The 20,684-nt window shown below is 28.6% G+C and carries 19 protein-coding genes; 1 reads left to right on the top strand and 18 read right to left on the bottom strand.

The features are described 5' to 3' along the window. Nucleotides 1–20: 20 nt before the first annotated feature. The 5 genes from AB3K27_RS06980 to AB3K27_RS06960 form a co-directional block, all read right to left on the bottom strand. Nucleotides 21–1,565: a hypothetical protein gene (locus tag AB3K27_RS06980; protein ID WP_368490511.1), complete on the bottom strand. Its 1,545-nt coding sequence runs from the start codon at nucleotides 1,563–1,565 to the stop codon at nucleotides 21–23. Between the two features lie 14 nt (nucleotides 1,566–1,579). After that, on the bottom strand, nucleotides 1,580–3,172 hold the full coding sequence (locus tag AB3K27_RS06975) for an Hsp70 family protein (RefSeq protein ID WP_368490510.1): 1,593 nt from the start codon (nucleotides 3,170–3,172) through the stop codon (nucleotides 1,580–1,582). 10 nt (nucleotides 3,173–3,182) lie between these two features. Further along, on the bottom strand, nucleotides 3,183–4,787 hold the full coding sequence (locus AB3K27_RS06970; protein WP_368490509.1) for an Hsp70 family protein: 1,605 nt from the start codon (nucleotides 4,785–4,787) through the stop codon (nucleotides 3,183–3,185). A 455-nt stretch (nucleotides 4,788–5,242) separates the two neighbouring features. After that, nucleotides 5,243–5,824, bottom strand: coding sequence for a TerD family protein (locus AB3K27_RS06965; protein ID WP_368490508.1), 582 nt, complete (start codon nucleotides 5,822–5,824; stop codon nucleotides 5,243–5,245). 150 nt (nucleotides 5,825–5,974) lie between these two features. Further along, nucleotides 5,975–6,883 (bottom strand): WG repeat-containing protein, encoded by a 909-nt coding sequence (locus AB3K27_RS06960; RefSeq protein ID WP_368490507.1) that lies wholly within the window; start codon nucleotides 6,881–6,883, stop codon nucleotides 5,975–5,977. 331 nt (nucleotides 6,884–7,214) lie between these two features. Between AB3K27_RS06960 and AB3K27_RS06955 the strand changes: the two genes are divergently transcribed. Then, nucleotides 7,215–7,922, top strand: coding sequence for a TerC family protein (locus AB3K27_RS06955; RefSeq protein WP_368490506.1), 708 nt, complete (start codon nucleotides 7,215–7,217; stop codon nucleotides 7,920–7,922). Nucleotides 7,923–7,976: 54 nt separating this feature from the next. Here the strand turns inward: AB3K27_RS06955 and AB3K27_RS06950 are convergent, their stop codons facing one another. The 13 genes from AB3K27_RS06950 to AB3K27_RS06890 all read right to left on the bottom strand — a co-directional run bounded on the left by AB3K27_RS06950 (nucleotide 7,977) and on the right by AB3K27_RS06890 (nucleotide 20,553). Continuing rightward, nucleotides 7,977–8,444 (bottom strand): PadR family transcriptional regulator, encoded by a 468-nt coding sequence (locus tag AB3K27_RS06950; protein WP_368490505.1) that lies wholly within the window; start codon nucleotides 8,442–8,444, stop codon nucleotides 7,977–7,979. A 5-nt stretch (nucleotides 8,445–8,449) separates the two neighbouring features. After that, nucleotides 8,450–9,301 (bottom strand): DegV family protein, encoded by an 852-nt coding sequence (locus tag AB3K27_RS06945; protein ID WP_368490504.1) that lies wholly within the window; start codon nucleotides 9,299–9,301, stop codon nucleotides 8,450–8,452. Between the two features lie 337 nt (nucleotides 9,302–9,638). Continuing rightward, a complete protein-coding gene (locus AB3K27_RS06940) occupies nucleotides 9,639–9,920 on the bottom strand; it encodes a hypothetical protein (RefSeq protein ID WP_368490503.1) in 282 nt (93 codons plus the stop codon). Between the two features lie 723 nt (nucleotides 9,921–10,643). Beyond that, nucleotides 10,644–12,536: an LTA synthase family protein gene (locus tag AB3K27_RS06935; RefSeq protein ID WP_368490502.1), complete on the bottom strand. Its 1,893-nt coding sequence runs from the start codon at nucleotides 12,534–12,536 to the stop codon at nucleotides 10,644–10,646. Nucleotides 12,537–12,686: 150 nt separating this feature from the next. Then, nucleotides 12,687–14,216 carry an ATP-binding protein gene (locus AB3K27_RS06930; RefSeq protein WP_368490501.1) on the bottom strand — a complete coding sequence of 510 codons (1,530 nt, stop codon included), beginning with the start codon at nucleotides 14,214–14,216 and terminating at the stop codon, nucleotides 12,687–12,689. Beyond that, the gene (locus AB3K27_RS06925) at nucleotides 14,213–14,890 is read right to left on the bottom strand and encodes a response regulator transcription factor (RefSeq protein ID WP_368490500.1); all 678 of its coding nucleotides are present in this window, start codon (nucleotides 14,888–14,890) and stop codon (nucleotides 14,213–14,215) included. The genes AB3K27_RS06930 and AB3K27_RS06925 overlap by 4 nt, the downstream gene beginning before the upstream one ends. A gap of 268 nt (nucleotides 14,891–15,158) precedes the next feature. Beyond that, nucleotides 15,159–15,611 (bottom strand): methyl-accepting chemotaxis protein, encoded by a 453-nt coding sequence (locus tag AB3K27_RS06920; RefSeq protein WP_368490499.1) that lies wholly within the window; start codon nucleotides 15,609–15,611, stop codon nucleotides 15,159–15,161. A 371-nt stretch (nucleotides 15,612–15,982) separates the two neighbouring features. Beyond that, nucleotides 15,983–16,255 (bottom strand): hypothetical protein, encoded by a 273-nt coding sequence (locus tag AB3K27_RS06915; protein ID WP_368490498.1) that lies wholly within the window; start codon nucleotides 16,253–16,255, stop codon nucleotides 15,983–15,985. 154 nt (nucleotides 16,256–16,409) lie between these two features. Continuing rightward, the gene (locus tag AB3K27_RS06910) at nucleotides 16,410–17,312 is read right to left on the bottom strand and encodes an alpha/beta hydrolase (RefSeq protein WP_368490497.1); all 903 of its coding nucleotides are present in this window, start codon (nucleotides 17,310–17,312) and stop codon (nucleotides 16,410–16,412) included. A gap of 413 nt (nucleotides 17,313–17,725) precedes the next feature. Beyond that, a complete protein-coding gene (locus AB3K27_RS06905) occupies nucleotides 17,726–18,505 on the bottom strand; it encodes a hypothetical protein (RefSeq protein ID WP_368490496.1) in 780 nt (259 codons plus the stop codon). Then, complete coding sequence (locus AB3K27_RS06900) at nucleotides 18,498–19,199, bottom strand: ABC transporter ATP-binding protein (protein WP_368490495.1); 702 nt, start codon at nucleotides 19,197–19,199, stop codon at nucleotides 18,498–18,500. The genes AB3K27_RS06905 and AB3K27_RS06900 overlap by 8 nt, the downstream gene beginning before the upstream one ends. A 2-nt stretch (nucleotides 19,200–19,201) precedes the next feature. Next, nucleotides 19,202–19,570: a GntR family transcriptional regulator gene (locus AB3K27_RS06895; RefSeq protein ID WP_368490494.1), complete on the bottom strand. Its 369-nt coding sequence runs from the start codon at nucleotides 19,568–19,570 to the stop codon at nucleotides 19,202–19,204. A 305-nt stretch (nucleotides 19,571–19,875) separates the two neighbouring features. Beyond that, the gene (locus tag AB3K27_RS06890) at nucleotides 19,876–20,553 is read right to left on the bottom strand and encodes a hypothetical protein (RefSeq protein ID WP_368490493.1); all 678 of its coding nucleotides are present in this window, start codon (nucleotides 20,551–20,553) and stop codon (nucleotides 19,876–19,878) included. Between the last annotated feature and the right edge of the window lie 131 nt (nucleotides 20,554–20,684).

The raw sequence follows: 20,684 nt of genomic DNA, 5'->3' as shown, positions 1-20,684 counted from the left end.
TTAAACATCTTCAAATACCTCTATACTTGCGTATTTTCAGATGCCTTAAATTTATACGCTATAACTTGCACTTGTCGTATTATATAATTACTGCCGGTATTATAAATATCTTCTAAATATTCATATCCTTTTCTGATAACTTCCGCCACAGTTTCATCCATTTCCTCTTTTTCCGTGTGTTCTATATCTATAGCCTGATGTAAATTAAAATTTATATTTTGAGCTTTACTTGTTTTTATCTCTCTTATTTTAATATTTTCCAGTAGTTCTTTTAACACTTTATCCATCTCTCCATATATATCTGATATTATATATTTTAAGGCTGTTACATTATTTGTATTTAAATATTGAATACCGGAATCCACGCCGTCAATTATAGGCAATAGTTGTGAATTGATAAATTTAAAATATGCCCTTACAATAGAATCCTTCTCATTTCTAATACTGGTTATGATATTATAATTTGAATTAAATATATTAGTGATTTGTTCCTCTGTTAAATTTTGAAAATCCTCTATAAAGCATAGTTTATCATAACTTTTTTCCTCAATATTTTTTATTTTATTCAGTCCTACATTCAGCATGTTTTTACACATTTTATTTATCATATTTATGCCCTTGAGTCTATTTTTTAAAAGTTCTTTGTCTCCATCTTCCAGACTATCAATTTTATTCTCTATACTAACATTAAATTTTTCTATAATATGGGATATATCCATACAATTTTTTTCAAGATATATAATCAGCTCCTTATTTTTTACAATCCATGTTTTGTACTCCAATAAACTTTTCTCATAGGCTATGTCATCATTTTGAAGCTGTTCTTTATATTTTTTAATTTTTTGTAATTCTCTCTGTTTTTTGTCTTCAATATCTATATTAGAAGATAAATTAAAATTCAAATTATCTATAAGGGGAAATATATAAGATTTTACAAGGGCAAAATATTTATCAATAAGATTATCCCTTTCTCTTATACTATCTTCTATTATATTATGGTTGGCATTAACATAACTTTTAACTTGTTCCTCTGTTAAATTTTCAACATTATCCATAGTAAAAAGTTTATTATAGCTTACTTCATCTATCTGGGTTATTTTATCTAATTTTATATCCAATACATTTTTCAAAGGTACTTTTCTACTGTTTTCATAACCTTTTTTAATATATGCTATAAGCTCTTTAATTCTAGCTATCCATTTTTTATAGTCTAGTATTAAATTTTTATATATTATATTCTGGTTTTTAAATTCCTCTTTATATTTTTCAATTTTCTTTAAAGAATTAATACCGGTTTCATCCATTTTTTCTTCTATTTCAACTTGTTTTTTATTTTCACATTTTTCTATAATAGGTTTTTCCTTTTCCTCTAGCTTTTCAAGTTTTTCTTCAGATGTATATTCTTTTTGTACTTTTTCTATGCTGGCAGGTGAATTTTTAGTTAATTCATTGAGAATTTTCATGTGGATATAATCTTCTCCAATGGATTTTCTATAATCCATATAGTTTTTTTCAAAATCATTGGATTTTTCATCATAGATGTTATTTTCCTTTTCATTATCCAATAAATTTCACCACCTTAAATTCTGTCTACTTTAAGTGTTATTTCACTGCTCTCATTATTACTTGCACAAGTTGCTTTTATCCTAACCATATTTTCTTCATTAACCTCAAATTGAACTGTTATCTTTTCCTTTCCTCTAACACCCTGCGGTATATTCTTTAATTTGAATTCACCTATACATACGGCCTTATCAGTATCATCCTCATTTTTCTCGTTTATATATTCAATATCCTCGTCACATTGATAGATAATTATATTTAATTCCGTTTGATTGTCAAATTGTGTAGAATACTCCTTTTCCTCTACAACACATTCCCCATCTGGTATTTCCGTTCCTTTTTCTATAAGTTTAGAAAATCTCATACCTGAGATCATAATACCCAGATTATGGGTAACTATCTGGTTTATATTTATGTCTCCTTCTGGTTTTTCTTCATAATTGTCTATACAATCTGAAGGGACAGATAGTGTAGCTCCAAAAACAGCAGCCCCTTCTGACACTATGGTTATAGGATTAAAATTAGAATAAGGCTCAACCCCAAACATTTCCTTTATTTTTTCCTTTATTATAGGAACTAAAGTAGAACCACCTACAAGTATAATTTTATCTATATCGTCAATAGTAAGCCTTGCACTTTCTAAAGCTTTTTTTACTGTATCTTCGGTTTTATAAATTAGATTTTCTATTCTGTCATTAAATTCTTCTCTTTCAATTTCCACATCTACATTAAGCCACTCGCCTTTTTCATTTTGAATTATATTAGGTATCATTACATTGCAAGCGTCTGCTTCGCTTAACTCTATTTTAGTCCTTTCAGCAGCTTCTTTTAATTTTTGCATAGCTTCTTTTAATTTTTTTCTACTTACTCCCTGATCTTTTTGTGCATCCAATAGATCCATTCCACATTCATCTAGAAACCTTTCATTGATAAGTTCCATTAATTTCCGGTCAAAATCATCTCCGCCTAGCTTATTAATACCTTCTTTTGCAAGTATTTCATAGTCAGCACTTCCCACTTCCTCAGTTTCAGCCTTTAAAATACATACATCAAAAGTACCTCCACCTAAATCATATACTAAAATGTTTTGGTCTTTTGAGGAATTAAAACCATACCTGATAGCTGCCGCTACAGGTTCTTCCAATAGGTATAATACTTCAAGACCCGCAATTTCAGCAGCTTTGATAGTTGCCCTTTTGGCATTGTCAGTAAAGTTAGCAGGTACACATATAACTGCATATTTTAATTTGCCCATAGAATCAAAATCTTCCGAATTCATGGCGGCTTCCACTATTTTTTGAATTATTTCTGCTGATATCTGTTCCGGTGTATATTCCTCACCAAATACTTTAACTGTATAGCCATCTTCTCCCATATGCCTTTTTATAGATTGTATAGTATTTTCTGAATCTATTATAGCTCTTCCTTTAGCCTGCTCTCCTACAATTATGGTTTCACTGTCTAGAAATGAAACCACAGAAGGTATATACTCCTTCCCATCTATTTTTATAATTCTACTTTTACCTTTTGTATATACGGACGCAATAGAAGTAGAGGTTCCTAAATCAATTCCTAAAACATATGAACTCTTTGTTTCAACTATACCCATAATTACCCTCCTATTTCAAATTAGCTTTTGCATCAATTTTTATTTTTTTACCTTTTAATTTACCCTCAAGTAAATATTTATTTATTAAATTTACATCCATATTTCCACCATCATTTCCAGCACTGTCTATAAGTTCACTATATTCTTCTGTCATAGGTATTTCAATACTTGTAAATGTAATTATCATATTTTCATCTATCTCAAACAATGCACATACCGGTACATTCTTTTCAGAAACATTTACTATATCAAGTTCCAGTTCTCCTAAGTACTGATTTTCTTTTACAGATTTGGATTCTCCCCTATAAATTGTTATAACTACACTTTTTTGAAGAGGTCTTGAAGTATACCCAAGTACTGCACCTTTAGCAGGCAATGTAGAGCCTCTTTTTATTATAGCTCTAAAATATAATTTACGATTTTCATCTAGCATATCTATACCATAGGTAAATACCACTTTTTCTTTTACTATGATTTTCTTATCTAAATTAACTCCATCGAATCCATTAACTGTATGCGATCCATTAACTCCTGAACTTTCCTCATAAGTTTCAGGTACACACAGACTGGCTGCCATTATAGCTGCACCTCTTGATACCACTTCATCTACATTAGGTGCTACATAAGGATCTTTAACTGAGTCCCTCACCTTCTCTTTGACTATAGGCATTTTTGTAGATCCTCCTACCAAGAGCACTCTGTCTATATCATCTCTGGTAAGATTGGCTAATTTAAGCGCATTGTAAATTTTATCAATAGTTTCTTCCAGCAGAGGTTCTACCAGTCTGTTGAATTCATCTCTTGTCAAAGTCATCTCAAAAGAATAGTCATCTATTAAGTTAGGAATTATTATTTCAACTTCTTCTAAATCTGACAAATCCATCTTTGCTTTTTCTGCATTCTCTCTTATTTTCATAAGGGCAGAAATATATTTTTTATCCTTCTTTGAAGTAATATCCACACCTAACTCATCATTTATTTTCTTATACATCATATCACAGACTAATTCATCAAAATCATCTCCGCCAAGCCTTGAATTTCCATCTACAGCCAATACTTCAAATTCATTATTTTCTACTTTCATTATTGAAATGTCAAATGTACCTCCACCTAAATCATATACCATTATAATCTGATCTCTGTGCTGATCAATACCATAATCTAAAGCTGCAGCTGTTGGTTCCGGCATAAGTCTTAGTACATTAAGTCCTGATCTTTCTGCCGCTCTTTTAGTAGCTTCCCTTTGTTCAGAAGTAAAGTATGCAGGTACAGTTATTACTGCCTGCTGTATTTTTTCTCCCAATACACTGCCTGCTTTTTCTTTTATTGTCTTTAGTATATAATAGGCTACATCTTCTGGAGTAAACATTTCTGTTCCTAGATCATAGGTAACATCTTTTCCCATATCCCTTTTAGTAGAACACACAGAGGTTTCCGGAGACAACATCATTCTAGCTTTAGCCTGAATTCCTACAATAATTTCTCCATCTCTTATAGATAGAACAGAAGGAAAAATATTTTTTCCCTCAATAGGTATCACTTCCGCTTTTCCCCTTTTCAAATATGAAACAACTGAATTTGTAGTTCCTAAATCTATACCTACAACTACTGACACATAACTTCACCCTTTCAAATTATTTCTCATCTAAAATTCAATATTAATTTGATTATACTCACTGTTTAAATTTTACCATTATATTATTTACTTTTCCAAAACTTTTTACTTTTAGGTTTATTGTGAACTGATCTTTTTCAATACATACATAATTATGATTTATTTTTATCCGAAGGCTGAAATTAGCTAATACCCCCAGCTTCTTCAAAGTAGAGGATGAGCACATTGCTACGCCTCTTTATAAATTCTTCTAAGGTACTTATAAATAAAAAAAGCACATTTATATTTGTTGAATAATATCAAATATATCCTATAAATTTAGGCCTTTGAAAATAAACAACAACTCAAAAATGCTTTGAATATTTTATTTAGACATAGAAACACTCCTTTTAGCATTTAACTATAACAAGGAGGCTTGTTTAACACTATACTGTATACTGTAAACAAGCTATTAACTAGTCATTACTTTGAGTATACCTTACTCCAAATTCTTCACATAATGTAGCTAATCCACCCTTAAATCCTTTACTTATTTCTTTAAATTCCCATGTTCTGATATATTTATATAATTCACCTATAATTACAGCAGTTTCATTAGAAAATTTTTCACTTAAATCATATTTTAATAATTCTCGATTATTATTTGAATTAACTATTCTAATATAACAACTAACGCCTTGTCCAAAATTTTGATGTTTAATCCCAGCTTTATATATTGTAGCTGCAAAAGTTATCTTACAAATATCAGAAGGTATATAAGCCAGATCTACAATTATTTGTTCACCTTTCCCATCACCTAAAAGGTTATCACCTAAATGTTCAACAGCTCCTGAAGGATGTTTCAAATTATTATAAAATACAAAATCCGAATCCTTATGAACTTTTCCATCTTTCCCAAGACAAAAAGCTGCTATATCTAAATCGATATCCTTATTGTCTGCATCTGTATCCCATTGCAACTCTACTAATATTTTTCTCAATAAATTATTATCTTCTATGAAATCTACATTTTCTGTCTTTTTTATCATTATCCCCATAATATGCCTCCACTTAAAGATTAAGCATCTTTATTTTCGATTTTATTATACTTTTGCAAGAGATATTTGTCAATTTCTATCAATTTAATAATCTTGAAATCATTAGTAATGAAATAACTCTAACTTAAGTAAAGGATTACTATAACGAGTTTACTCTTCTTTCCACACTCTTTCACCTTTTTTATTAATATAGATATATTTATCATCACATACTACCATCGCCAATCCATTAGAAAAATTATTTATATGTTCAAATTCAGGTTTGACTATAAAATTACCTGATTTATCAATACATCCCCAACTATCTTCTATTTTTACAAAGGCTCTTTCTTCTTTAAAATTAAGTGCATCATCAAAAGTAGGCTCTATAATAACTTTATCCTCTTTATCTATATACCCCCATTTTGTGTCTATTTTTACATTAGCTAGTCCTTCTGAGAAACCATCCGCAATATCATATTTAGGTTCTATTAATAATTTTCCTGATTTGTCCATAAATCCATATTTAAAATTCGACATAACCTGAGCTAAATTTTCATGGAAATCAAAAACACAATCAAAGGTACATTTTAAAACCACTTTACCCTTAGTATCGATATACTCCCAATAATCTCCTTCATTTACTCTGGCAATTCCTTCCGAAAAGCCAAAAGCGTTTTCATAAATAGGTTCTATAACGCAATTCCCCTTTTCGTCCATAAATCCGTACTTTTTATTTTTCATGACAAGTGCCAATCCATTAGAAAATTCATCAATAAACCTAAATATTGGCTGTACCACTATATTTCCTTGTCTATCTATAATCCCCCATCTATCATTTATTCTCACAGATGCAAATCCTTCGCAAAAATTCCATGCTTCATCATAAATATAATCTATTACTTTATCTCCTTTTGCATTGATATATCCCCATTTGTTATCCACCTGAACTGAGGCCAAATCTTCATTAAAATCCCATGCATATTGAAATATAGGCGGCATGACAACTTTACCAAATTCATTAATATATCCCCATTTGTTATTAACCTTAATTCTAAATAAGTTTACATATTCCTCCATATAAATTCCCTCCCATTCATAAGTTTTTGAATTTTATATAACTACTCATTTAAATTTAATTTTAACACATCTGCAAATTAAATAAAATAAAAAAGTCAGAATCTTCAACGTTTAACATTGGAACATTACCTTAATTTAACATTCTAAACAAATAATTTTTTAATATAAATAATATAGATACAAAAACCATATTATATGATTAAAATGTTTATATTATAAGATTTATATGGTACAATAGAAGTTATAAAATTAAAGGTAATATTTAATATATTAGCTTGTATATTTGTATAAATATAGAAATTTTTATTATAACATAAAAGGAGTAACCAATATGGATAATTTAACAGCTTTTCTACTAGGAGCCTTACAAATTACTTTGCTAGACATAGTTTTAAGTGGTGATAACATAGGTGTTATAGCCCTAGCAACCAGAGATTTACCAAAAAAACACGCTAAATCTGCATCAATTATAGGAGTATTTGTTGCAATTTTTTTAAGAATAGTATTTGCCTGCCTAATTACTTATATACTACTTATAAAATGGCTTCCAATAAAACTAATTGGAGGAATCTTGCTTATAAAAATCACATGGAACTTTATAAAACCAGAACCGCCAAAATCAGAAAAAGTAACGGTAAATACATCAAACAAATATTGGAGTGCAGTATCCAGTATAGTTTTAGCAGATGCAGCTATGAGTTTAGATAATGTACTTGCCATTGCAGGTACAGCCCAAGGGCATATAGGTCTTATAATATTTGGCCTGGCACTAAATATTCCTATTATATTTTTTGGAAGTCAATATGTAGCAAAAATTATGAATAAATATCCTATAACCATATATATAGGTGGTGCAATACTTGCTCATACATCCTTCAAGATGCTTCTTGAGGACAATCTTCTACATAACTTCACTTCTCCGATGATGATAAATATAATATCCTTCAGTGCTGCCATAATAGTTCTCTTATATGGATTATATATTATAAACAAACCTGTATCTTACTCCCTGAAAGAATTTAAGGATCAACACTTTTAAACCTTAACAACATAAGGATCTGAGGTAAAATAAACTGTATTTTACAATAGATCCTTATAAATTTTCATCACTTTCATTATATAGATCACTATATACTATTTTAAACACCTCCAATGATTCCTCAATTTTATTTTTCAAAAGGTTTTTTCTCTTTCTGAGCTCACAGACACCTAAATCCGTTATTTTATATATTTTCTGCATTTTATTTTTAGAATAATCCCAGTTCCCTTCAATCAATTTATCTTTTTCCAGCTTTTTCAAAAGAGGATAAATTCCTCCAGTACTTGGAATCCATCTGCCTCCGGTCCTCTCTCCTATTTTGTGAGATATATCGTTTCCATTAGTCGCATTAAGATTTAAAATATAAAGCACATATATAGGGAGAAGGCCTTTTGTAAAAATCTGGCCTACAGCTTCTTGTTCTTTTTTTACTTTTTTTAACTCTAAAAGTTTCTTCTTATACTCTTCATATAAAAGTTTCTCTTTCTCCTCAGTATCTCTTTTAAAATTAAATTTACCCATAAAAATTATTCTTCCTCAAACAATATTAACCCCACCAGTCCCGGACCACTATGTACACCAGATACAGGACTTAAAGCCCCTCCAAAAACTGAAGAAACTACATTGGGATGTTCTTTTAACTCCTGAAATATTTTTTGTGAATCCTCTAGAGCACATCCATGTACGACACATAACCTGCATTTTTTAGTTTTGAGGATATTTTTTGCAATTTCAATCATTTTATTTAAAGATTTTTTTCTTCCCCTTACCTTATCATAAGTATAATATTTACCGTCATTTATATCAATAGATACTATAGGTTTTATATTTAAAAGTTCTGCAATAGTTCCTGCCACTTTGCCTATTCTGCCCCCTTTTTTCAGATATTCCAGGGTATCTACTACAAAAAATAAATTTAATCTTTTTCTTATATCCGGTATTTTGTCAACTATTTTACTAAAACTAACACCTTTTTCTATAAGCTTCCCGCATTCTTCTAATATTACTCCTTCTCCCATGGAAATAGATCTAGAGTCAAATATACAGGTTTTTATTTTAGGATGGTTTTCACTAACTACTCTTATTCCATTATAAATCCCCGTTAATCCACTGGAAAGTGTTACAGCTATAGCATGGGTATATCCCTCCTCCTCCAGTTCTTTAAATACCTTTTCTATTTCATCCATAGAAGGTATTGAAGATGTGGGTATCTCTCTATGTAAATTATTATACACATATTCTGGAGTTATATCTATTTTATCTACAAACTCTCTATTTTTATATATTATTCTATAGTGAAGCATTTTTATATTGTATTTTTCTACAATATTATCGGGTAAATCACTGGTACTGTCCGCTATTAATGCAATTTTTTCCAATTGTTATTCCTCCTAATTTTAAACTATTTAAAAATTATATATAAAAATATATTTAATGGTTATATATTTTCAAATATACATAATTATATCATTTTTTTAGTTATTATCAATATTGATATATCAGTATTGATAATAACATTTAAAATATAAAAGAACTTAGACTTTTGATTTATTCAAGCAAATTCATCAAAATTCTAAGTTCCTTAAAACCTACATTTATCCAAGCATGTAGCAGTGCTTATGAACAAACTCTGCCTGAACCTAAGAATCACTTGACTCCAAGGCCATCTATTATCAATAGCATCTTCATCTTATCTAAAGTAGTCATTAAGTTCTTCTAGGGTTCACTTGACTTTTCTACTTCATGGTAATCTACATCTATAATTTTTTTATAGGAAAGATCAAAGGGTTCTTCTCTATCCTTCTTTATGTTCTGTTTATTTTGGTTTTTAAATACATAATTTTTTTTATTTTTAAAATATTTTTTAACTTTCAAAATCAAGAACAGTAAAACTCCTGTTATTGCTAGTAAAGGTACTATTCTTATAAACACAGACACTATAATTAAGGTCAATATTATTTTACAAACTACAGCAAAATTTTTACCCGCAAAATCCATATTATTTCCTCTCTTTTCTATTTGAAAAAGCTAAATTATTTACAACTTTCTCAATTATTATTTATCAAGTGATTCTTAAGTTCAGGTGGAGTTTGCTATAGAGAACTACTTATCTCCATCTGAACCTTATAAGAACTTATCCAGTGCTTATCTCCCACCTTTGAAGAGGGTGAGAGTATTAGCAATGGTAGCGTTCGGATAAATTAATTATACCACAAAATCCTTAAAAGAGGTATAGAATAACTCTTAACAATTATTAATATTTTTACTTTTTTTTGTGAATATTTTGTAGCTTTTCTTTAAATTCCTTGAAATCCGTTAATATTAACACTGTTAAACTAACAGGTATAATAACTATAAATATAATAACTATAAACTGAAATATACTTCTTAGTATCATAGTTGAATTTTTCCTTTCAAAACAAAATTCCCCTACATAAATACTATGCTTAAGAGTTAATTATATTATTGATTTAATCAAGTTATTCTTAGTATGTTCAGGTGGAGTTTGATTATGAAAATACTTTTCTCTATCCAAACCTTATTAACAGTATTTTTAGTGTCTTTAGCACTTAGAATACGTTATCCTTTAGGGGAAGAGCTTATCCAGGCGCATAGCAATGCTTATCTCACACTTTGAGATGGACGTATAACTACTTCCAGCGTTCGGATAAAAATAAAGATAAAGCACATGTGCTTTATCTCTATTTTTCAATTTTTATTTTACTTTTCCTCTGTAAAAGTCTTTATTAAGTTATGATTTAGCAGATCATCACAATATTTCAATTCATTGGTATATTGATTTTTTTCCTCTTTTAATTCTTCCGTTTCATCTATTTTTTCTCCTGACTCCAAACTATAATATGTATTGGTCCAGGATACATATAAGTTCTTACCATCTATAAAAGAACCATTCCTAAAAATAACTTTCTCATTATCTCCATTAAGCATGTCCTTTCCAAACATATAATTTCCAGGTAGATTATATAAATTAGCCAGTGTAGGATACAAGTCCATCTGACAACTATATTTATGATTTACTCCTGCGTATTTATCTTGTGGGAAATGCAGTAATAAAGGTACTTTCTGATATTTGAACCAGGTAAAATCATCACTTTTTTCTTCATTTTCAAATTTGAAAAGCTCTTCTGCATTATCCTTTGGAATAGCAAAATGATCACCATATAATGCTATTACAGAATTATCCATTATTCCCTGTTGTTCAAGAGCATCTAAAAATTCCCCCAACTGTGCATCTGTATAATGTATTGCTTTTAAGTATTTTCCTATAAAGGTTCCTTCATATTCACCCACATCAAAGTCCCCATACTTATCTACAGCTTCATAAGGAAAATGACTGGTTAAAGTAACTAAAAATCCATAATAGGGTTCTTTAAAACTCTTTAACTTTTCTAGAGATTGATTTAGAAATGATTTATCACTAAGTCCTAATCCTATTTTTTCATCTATATTAAAACTATGTTCTCCGAAAAAATCATCAAAATTTTGTGCTTTATACATAACATTTCTATTCCAGAATCCTTCACTATTTCCATGCATGGCTGCTGTATAATAATTCTTATCTTTTAAAGCACTGGCTAGAGAATCATATTTATTTCCACTATAGGTATAATAGGCAGAGCCCGATTGGGCAGGATAAAGTGAATTATTTGACATAAATTCCGCATCAGATGTATTTCCCCCTGCAACCTGATAAAAGTAATTATCAAAATACATGCATTTATTTACCCATCTATTCAGATTGGGGGTTATTTCTTGTCCATTTACTTTCTGATTTATTACAAAATTCTGCAATGCCTCTACTTGGATTACTATTAAATTTTTCCCCTCTGCTTCTCCTTTAAAATTAATTTCTCCCGTACTCTTATTATTATTTTCTAAAAAGGTTTTAATTTCATTTTCTCTATCCTCAGATAATTTTTTAGAATTCTTAACGCTGGTACTTATATAGTTATATGAATCCACCATGTGAAAATTTATATTTCCTATCATAGTAGTAAGATATATTCTATTACTCATAGCCGTTAATAATGTAGGCTGCACTTTAGACACCCAATAAAAAATAGCAGCATTAACACTAGCACCTAAAATGAACATTACCAAAAAACTTAATAATCTTTTTGATATAGGCTTTATGTTTTTTATTCTTCTTTTATAGAACCTAACTACAGGTAATAAAATGAATATATCCAGTAGATAATACAGATCTTTAATATTTGCCACACTGCCTACACTAGCAGATACTCCCTGAAGTAATTTGGCATTTCTTACTGCTGCCAGTGTAGTAATATCTTTAAAATACCTATAATACATCAAATCCGCTATAAGTATTAAACTTATCACTATATCTGCTATATACAAAAAAGTAACTCTGCTTTTTTTCTTAAAAATAAGAGAAAAGCTAATTAGTATCAATACAGAAGCAGCTATAGGAAAGAATACAAGCCCAGCCAGATAGTTGGAGGATATGTTTCTAGCATATGACATAAGTTTTATACATATTAATGTAAAAAATAGAATTACATCTATATTGTTATATAAGAAATTTAACAATACCTTAAATAACTTATTATTTTTTACGTCTTCAAAATTCATTTTTTTTCCTCTTTCTATAGAACTATTTTAAAACTCAAAAAAAATTTTACAATACATACATGACATTACCATGTCAAGTTTATTAATAAATTGTTAATAAACTTATAACATTCATTAATACTTATATAATATAACTGAAACAAATATATATTATACTTTATTCATTATAAAGTAAAATTTTACACCTATATCTGTATTTTTTACCCCATACTGAAAGTTATGAAGCATCAATATATTTTTTACTATAGAAAGCCCAATACCCGTTCCTCCCAATTCTCTATTTCTAGATTTATCCAATTTGTAGAAACTATCCCATAAATTATTTAATTCCCCTTCTGGTATATTTTCTCCTGTATTTTCTATGGATACAATAATCTTATCTTTTTCCTTATCTTCTATAACAAAATTTATATATCCCCCTTCTTCTGTATTTTTTATGGCATTAGTTGTGAAATTATCTATAACTTGTTCCATCTTATCCCAGTCTGCATATACTCTGATTTTAGGTATCATATTAAAATTTATAGTTATATTCTTATCTTTTATAACCTTAGAAAATTTTTTTAATGAATATATTATAAATTCATCCATAAAAAATTCTTCTTTATTAAGTTTTAAAACACCTGACTCTAAATGGGAGAGATTTAACATATCTGCCACCAAATTTGCCATCTTATTACTTTCATCTATTATAATATCAATATAATGATCCTTTTCACTAGATTCAAATATATTATCTTTCAAACCCTCTGCATAACCTCCTATTAAATTTATAGGGGTTTTAAGTTCATGAGAAGCAGAGGCTATAAATTCTTTCCTGATTCTTTCTATTTCTCTTTCTTTTTCTATATCTTTTTCTAGTTTCACATTAGCCTTTTTAAGAGAGGTCAATGCCTTATCCAGATTATAAGCTAAAAAATTCAATGTATCTGCCAGATTTCCTATCTCATCTTTGCTTTTTACGCTGCATTTTTTAGAAAAATCCATTAAAGCCATCTTTTTTGCAGTATCATTTAATTTAACTAAAGGCTTTGAAACTGTATTTGTATATATTAAAGATGATATCAAAATGAGCACTATTGCGCCCATATAAAAGTAAATATAGAATTCTTTTATTACAGAAGAAGCTTCATCTACCGGCTGAAGAGAAGTTACTGCAAATATTATTTCCTGTCTATTGTTATCCGGAACTACAGTTATTATATTTTTTGTTCCATTAATTTTCTTTTCTGTAATAAATGTTATAGATTTATTATATCTTTTTATTTCATCTAGCAAATTTGAATCTCTTATCCATGTAACTATGATATCCTGTATAATTTTTATTCTTTCTTCATCATATCCCCTATCATCTAATTTTGTTATAAAATTTATTTTTCCTTCACTATCCATTATAACTATTTTAGCATTATTGCTATCTTCAAATTCCCTTATAAGCTCTGTTACTTCATTATTATTTTCTGTATTATTATAAAGCACTCTGAACTTTTTAACTTCACTTTCTATAATTCTTTCCTTTTTGTTTATATAAAATTTACCAAAGAACAGAGACTGAAAAGTTAAGGTACTGCTTATAAATATAGTAAATATCAAAGCAGTAACTATAAACAATTTCCATGTTATATTTTTTCTTATTTTCTCTATAAGTTTATTTTTATATATGATGCTCCTTATTTTCATTCCTTCTTTACCTCAAATTTATAACCTACACCCCTAACAGTTGTTATTAAATAAGATTTAACACCTAACTTTTCCCTCAGTCTTTTTACATGGGTATCCACTGTTCTTAGATCCCCATAGTAATCTACTCCCCATATGGCATCTAAAATTTTTTCCCTACTTAAGACTATATCCTTGTTTTTAATTAAATAACATAGAAATTCAAATTCTTTCGGAGAGAGATATATATTTTCCCCATCTATTTTCACTTCATGACCCTCTTCATTTATAAAAAGTCCATCATAGGTATTGTCCTGGTTAATTTCATCATAATAAGTCCGTCTTAAGAGGGCTTTTACTTTAGCCACTAAAATTTTGGGACTCACAGGCTTTGTTACATAGCTGTCTGTTCCCAGCTGAAACCCTAGAAGTTGATCTTCATCTTCTCCCCTGGCTGTAAGCATAATTATAGGTACATTTGAAATCTTTCTAAGTTCTCTGCATGTAGTCCAGCCATCCATTAGGGGCATCATTATATCTAACACTACTAAATCTACATGATTTTCCTTAAATTTTCTAAGCGCTTCCTCTCCATTTTCCGCTAAAAGCACTTGTAAACCCTCTCTTTTTAAATATGCCTCCATAAGAAGTCTCATTCTCTCTTCATCATCTACCATTAAAACAGTTTTATTCATTGTAAATATCTCCTAAAATATATTGGTTTTTTAAATAAAATCCCATACTTTTTAAGTATAGGATTTTTAGCTAATTTTATCCGAAGACTGCAATTGGCTAATATTCCCATTTTATTCAAAATATGGGGATAAACACTGCTACTCATCTAGATAAGTTTTTCTTATGAATTATTGTTTGATTTTCTTTGTATATTCATATAACTCATTTACACTTTCTGTTAAATACTTATCCATTACTGAAGCTTCGTCTACATGTACTATGATTTGATCATCGGTATCTTTCAATTATGAGCATAGATATATCTTTCGTACTATTGCCGGTTATTTCAGCCAATTTTTTTACCTCTTCTGCAACAACCGCAAACCCTCTTCCACTTTCTCCAGCTCTTGCTGCTTCAATAGCTGCATTTAAAGCTAATAAATTAGTTTGATTGGCTATTCCACTTATAAGATTTGTTATATCATTTACTTCCTTAAATTTGTCTGCTAATTTACTCATACTGTTAAATGTATCTCTTATTCCATCTTCCAAGGATGTTATTATACCCATAATAGATTCTACTGCTTCTTTTCCTTTTATAGATTTTTCAATAATACTCTCAGTTATATTATGAAGCTTATTTCCTTCTTCATACAACTCATTAGTAGATTCTTTAGTCTGATTTGTTATAGAAGATATACTCCTTATATGATTTTTTATATCCTCTGTAAGTTCAGCCAAAATTTCATGTTCACTGTTTACTGCATTATGTTGTTCTATTATATTTTCTATTTTTTTATATAATTGTTTCAGAAATTCAAAGGTTTGTCGATTTATATCATTTTTTTCTTTTCATATTTTTTTGATATTGAATTTCAATATCACGAGAATTAAAATTGGAGGTAGAATTATCTTTATCTTTTAACTAAAAAAAACTCATATTGATCCTCTTTCCCTTCTATAATTTAAAAAATTACTTTTTAAATTATTCTATTTGCTATTATAATAATATAAGAAATAAGTCGATTTGTACAGCATTGATTAACACATATATAAATAATAAAAACATTAAAAAGAACACACTCTTTTTAATGTTTTTAGAACATTTAAATCTAAGAATCACTTATAGTGCCGATATAATTGTTATAAATATTTTCAAGATACTTATCTGGTTCGGGCATAGGATACTTTTTCCCCTTTTTGGACAATTTTTTATGTTCCTTATACCGTTTTACTATACTGTTCCAATCTTCTGGGTAATTTTCCTTAAATGTTTTTATGAATTCTTCCAAATTTAAACTTTTACCTAAATCACTAAATATTTTCTCTATCTTATCTTTTTTATCCTTTATTATTTGTGATTTTACAACATGTTTTTTCCCCATAATAACATTCACCTCTTTCTTAATATACTATATTCTTCTCTTTTTCAATAATTCCTTTTATATTCATATAATTTTAAGAAAAATTTAAATATTTATAAATATCACAATAATTATTTAAAGTCTCCATTATAATATTGCACAATTTTAAAACAATTTAAACAAACTCCTTAACTTTACGTACAATTTTATCCATAATTCTATCTACACACTCATTCATAATAAGATGTTTATCTTCATCAAAAATCAACATTTCCTTATGGGGAGCTTTTATCAGTTTAAAAACTTTTTTAGTATAATCAAGAGGGAATAATGGATCTTTTTTTGCCGCTATAACTACAACAGGACATTTTATACTTCCATCATATACTTGCTTTAAGTCAGCACAAAACAGACTGGTTAAAAAATAAATTGGATATTTCATAAACCCAATGGGATCATCCTCTAGTCTGGCATATACTTTTTTATCTCTTGTAACTTTTTTTACATCCAGATAAAAAGAAACATGCAGTTGTAATCTTGGAGCTACTTTTCTTCCTATTTTCATTGTCATAATAATTAGCTTATATATGTGCTTAAAACTATTTGGGAATCTTGTTACACAAATTGAATCTGGAAGGGCTGGAATCAAAATATTATGAGGGAAAGCAGCTTTAATTCTGTTATCAAGCCCCGCTAATGCTATAGTTAAAATTCCCCCTTGACTTGAACCCATAATAAATACCTTATTATTAAATCTACCAATTGCATAGGAAATAGCATCCTTTCCATTTTGAAGCATTTCATCAAAACTATACAATTCTTTTACCCTTGGACTTTTTCCATGGCATATCAGATGCACTCCAATAACATTAAAACCATTTAATGAAAGTAAACTTAAAAATTCTTCATAGAATAAAGGGTGAGTCATTGTTCCCGGGAAAAAAACTATAGACGGATCTTCCTTTTTACTCTTCCATATGGATAGTACAATGGGAACAGAATTAGACTTTATAGTAATTTGTTCATAACATTCTGACCCAGATGCATCTTTTAAAAGTACTTTACCATAGTCTTTCATCTTCCACCTCCAGCTTATAATCAAATAATTTTTTATTGCCTAGATGAAGTCTACTTCCCTGCAATAATTTATCATATTTCTCATATAAAAATTGTTAACCTTAGGCCAATAAAATCCTATAAAATCTCTTTAAATTAAAATAATAATTGTTGATAACGAAATTCATTATTAATAATAATTATTATTATATCACTGATAATATTAGCAGTAAAGATAAATAATTCAATATATTTTTACTTTATTTTCTTTTTTAATTTTAAGTTTTAAAATAATTATAGAAGACACCTTCTACGTATAATAAAAGCCCTGTATACAAAATAAGTTCAGATAGAGAAAAGCTTATTTACAAGCAAACTCCACCTGAACCTCTGAGTGACTTAATACATTTTATAACAGTTTATTTAAGTCTTAATTTACAAATCTAATTTATTTTCTATAAGATATGCTATAGCATAAAACATAGCCACTATTATTATTATGGATAAAACTATAAGTGATATATTTAAATCAATTCTCGAAGGTAACACGTCTATAAATATATTATCTACATTTTTCACTTTCAAATTAAATGTTTGTGGAAATATATTTAGAAATAAATCTTCCAATTTAACTTGTACTAAAGACAATAATATAAATATACCAAAAGCACCTAATTTACCGAACTTCCTGTTTTTTATAGCCACCCTTCCAAGTGTTATGGATAAATATACAGTAAGTAAAAATGTAATATATACTGCTAGAACAGACAATATGGCCAACACCCAAAATTGAGGGGTAAAGGCATTAATAAATTGTCTAAGGGGGGCTGTAATATTCAATGCTATAAAATTTTGGGTAAGTCTTAAAATCTGCAGCAGAATAACTGTAAAAATTCCAACAATAATAGAAACTATAAGGCATTGGATAATAGCTGTTACAATTTTATTCATCAATATATTCTTTCCACTTTTAGGTGTTGTAAATACAAGATAGGATGTATCTTCATATAAATCCCTGCTAAATATAGTTATATTCCATATTAAAACCACCACTGACGCAACAATCCCTATAAGTAAGTTTAAAAAAAATATAGCCTCGGAACTCCATACATTTATTCTTGTAAGCAGTGCCAAATTTAAAATTATTATGGTAGAAACCATTATTATAAAATCTTTAAAACATCCCTTAAGATCATATTTTGCTAATTTAAACATTACTAAACACCTCTCTGTATATCTCATCTATGGACATTTTCCTTTCAGCTCTAAGCTCTTCTGCATTACCTGACAGTATTATTTTCCCTTCAGATATAAAGGCTACATCATCAAACAATCTTTCAATATCACTTACAAGGTGAGTAGTTATAACTATGGAACTATTTTCCGTATAATTTTCAAGTATTGCATCCAATATCTTTTCTCTGGTTACAGGATCCACCCCTCCTAAAGGCTCATCCAATACATAAAGCTTTGCTTTTCTGGAAAGCACCAGTGTAAGATAAAATTTTTCACACATACCTCTAGATAAAGTCTTAACTTTACTATCCCCTTCCAAGTTCATAAATTTTAAAAGTTCTAAAGCTCTATTTTTATCAAAATCATCATACATATCCTTAAAAAAATCTATGGCATCATTTATTCTCATCCATTTGAAAATATAGTCCTTATCCGGCAAATACGAAACCTCGGATTTTGTCTTTACCCCAGGTTTATTTCCATTTATAAGTATTTCACCAGAGCTCTGCTTTAATATGCCTGCTGCAATTTTCAAAAAAGTAGTTTTGCCGCTTCCATTAGGTCCTAAAAGTCCTGTTATTTTACCTTCTTCAATTTCCAGATTAAGTCCATTTAAGGCTGATTTTCTAAAATAAAACTTCTTTAAATCCTTACATTTTATAAGTGGTTCCATTTTTATATTTCCTCCTGTACTTTTTCTTCTACAATTTTAATTATTTCATCAGAAGAAAATCCTAGTTCCTTCATTCCTTTTATAAAATTATATATAATATCTCTTGCCATTTCTCCTTTTAACTTTTCTATCATAGATACATCCTCCCTTAAAAAAGTACCCATTCCTCTTTGTTTATATGCAATATTCTCTCTTTCCAATTCCAAATAAGTTCTTTGAATAGTATTTGGATTAACCTTTAACATGGCAGACAATTCCCTTACAGAAGGAATTTTATCCCCAGGTTTTAATTCCTTATTTATTATTTTCCTCTTTATAATATTCATTATTTGAATATATATTGGTATATTAGGTTCAAATTCATCATTCATTTTATCACCTCCTGATAATATCTAGTGTTCTATTATAATAATACACTAATTCTATCATTTAGTCAATATTTTTATATACTAAAAGTTTAAAGTAAGCCATGAATTACCCTGTATGGCAACAAAAATTAAGTGATTCTTAGATTCAGGCGGAGTTTACTATAGAGGAAAATGCTTTCCTCCATCTGAATCTTAGAATCACTTATCTAGGTGCGTAGCATTGCTCATGCCCCACTTTAAAGAAGTTAGAGGTATTAGCAAAGGTAGCTCGGATAAACAGCCACTGGGTTAGAATGGCCATAATATATTCATGTATTCTTTGTTACAAAGATACTATTTCTAAGTATTTTCTCAACTGAAAAAGAAAAAAAGTAAATGATTATAAATATAAAGGGGAAGGCATAACGACCTTGACCTTCTGTAATAAAATATACAGAAGTGAACATATAAAAGCAGCTCAAGCTATAAAGATCATAAGAATTAATATTTTCTCTTTTTAATAAGTTAACAATTACTTTTTTGCTGTATATAATTATATATATAATTGCTATTGTAAATAATATTGCTTTTGTTAAAAATGCATAGACAATTAATAATATTTCAAGATATTTATTTAAATTTGTTCCATTTAAACTAAAGAATATATCGTCAGCAATAAAATATGTATTAAATAATCTTTTAAATCCAAGTTCTACAAATTGTAATGGGTGATTAATTATCCAGTTTTTAGCTGATGTAGTTAAAATTTTATTTTTTTCTGTTATATTAGCTTCAATATATTCTTTTTTTAATACAACTGAATTTTTTACTTTTTCAGCAGGCATCCATCTACCATATTTATTTTGTGAATTATTATTTATATAAAGTACAATACCTCCATTATTTGAAATAAAAGTAAACTGGCCTATATATCTTGTATTTCTATATATCCAAGGTGAAATGCAAATAGCACTGATTACTAGTATTATAGTGGTATGTTTTAACACGTGTATAATACTATATTTTAGAAACAATTCTACTATAAAGATAACTAAAAAGAAAATAATAAAAAAAGGCTTTATCATGGCGTTAATAGCCACAAGCATCCCAATTAAAACATATTTTGATTTAGTATTAC

Origin of the sequence: Clostridium sp. BJN0013 (assembly GCF_040939125.1) — a bacterium.
GTDB lineage: Bacteria > Bacillota > Clostridia > Clostridiales > Clostridiaceae > Clostridium_B.
This window is presented reverse-complemented; position numbering and strand designations above follow the sequence as displayed.

What these genes read in the sequence shown, in the direction of transcription:
- AB3K27_RS06975 (WP_368490510.1), bottom strand. Translation starts at nt 3,172, where the DNA reads ATGGGTATAGTTGAAACAAAGAGTTCATATGTTTTAGGAATTGATTTA.
- AB3K27_RS06965 (WP_368490508.1), bottom strand. Translation starts at nt 5,824, where the DNA reads ATGGGGATAATGATAAAAAAGACAGAAAATGTAGATTTCATAGAAGAT.
- AB3K27_RS06960 (WP_368490507.1), bottom strand. Translation starts at nt 6,883, where the DNA reads ATGGAGGAATATGTAAACTTATTTAGAATTAAGGTTAATAACAAATGG.
- AB3K27_RS06955 (WP_368490506.1), top strand. Translation starts at nt 7,215, where the DNA reads ATGGATAATTTAACAGCTTTTCTACTAGGAGCCTTACAAATTACTTTG.
- AB3K27_RS06950 (WP_368490505.1), bottom strand. Translation starts at nt 8,444, where the DNA reads ATGGGTAAATTTAATTTTAAAAGAGATACTGAGGAGAAAGAGAAACTT.
- AB3K27_RS06940 (WP_368490503.1), bottom strand. Translation starts at nt 9,920, where the DNA reads ATGGATTTTGCGGGTAAAAATTTTGCTGTAGTTTGTAAAATAATATTG.
- AB3K27_RS06935 (WP_368490502.1), bottom strand. Translation starts at nt 12,536, where the DNA reads ATGAATTTTGAAGACGTAAAAAATAATAAGTTATTTAAGGTATTGTTA.
- AB3K27_RS06930 (WP_368490501.1), bottom strand. Translation starts at nt 14,216, where the DNA reads ATGAAAATAAGGAGCATCATATATAAAAATAAACTTATAGAGAAAATA.
- AB3K27_RS06925 (WP_368490500.1), bottom strand. Translation starts at nt 14,890, where the DNA reads ATGAATAAAACTGTTTTAATGGTAGATGATGAAGAGAGAATGAGACTT.
- AB3K27_RS06915 (WP_368490498.1), bottom strand. Translation starts at nt 16,255, where the DNA reads ATGGGGAAAAAACATGTTGTAAAATCACAAATAATAAAGGATAAAAAA.
- AB3K27_RS06910 (WP_368490497.1), bottom strand. Translation starts at nt 17,312, where the DNA reads ATGAAAGACTATGGTAAAGTACTTTTAAAAGATGCATCTGGGTCAGAA.
- AB3K27_RS06905 (WP_368490496.1), bottom strand. Translation starts at nt 18,505, where the DNA reads ATGTTTAAATTAGCAAAATATGATCTTAAGGGATGTTTTAAAGATTTT.
- AB3K27_RS06900 (WP_368490495.1), bottom strand. Translation starts at nt 19,199, where the DNA reads ATGGAACCACTTATAAAATGTAAGGATTTAAAGAAGTTTTATTTTAGA.
- AB3K27_RS06895 (WP_368490494.1), bottom strand. Translation starts at nt 19,570, where the DNA reads ATGAATGATGAATTTGAACCTAATATACCAATATATATTCAAATAATG.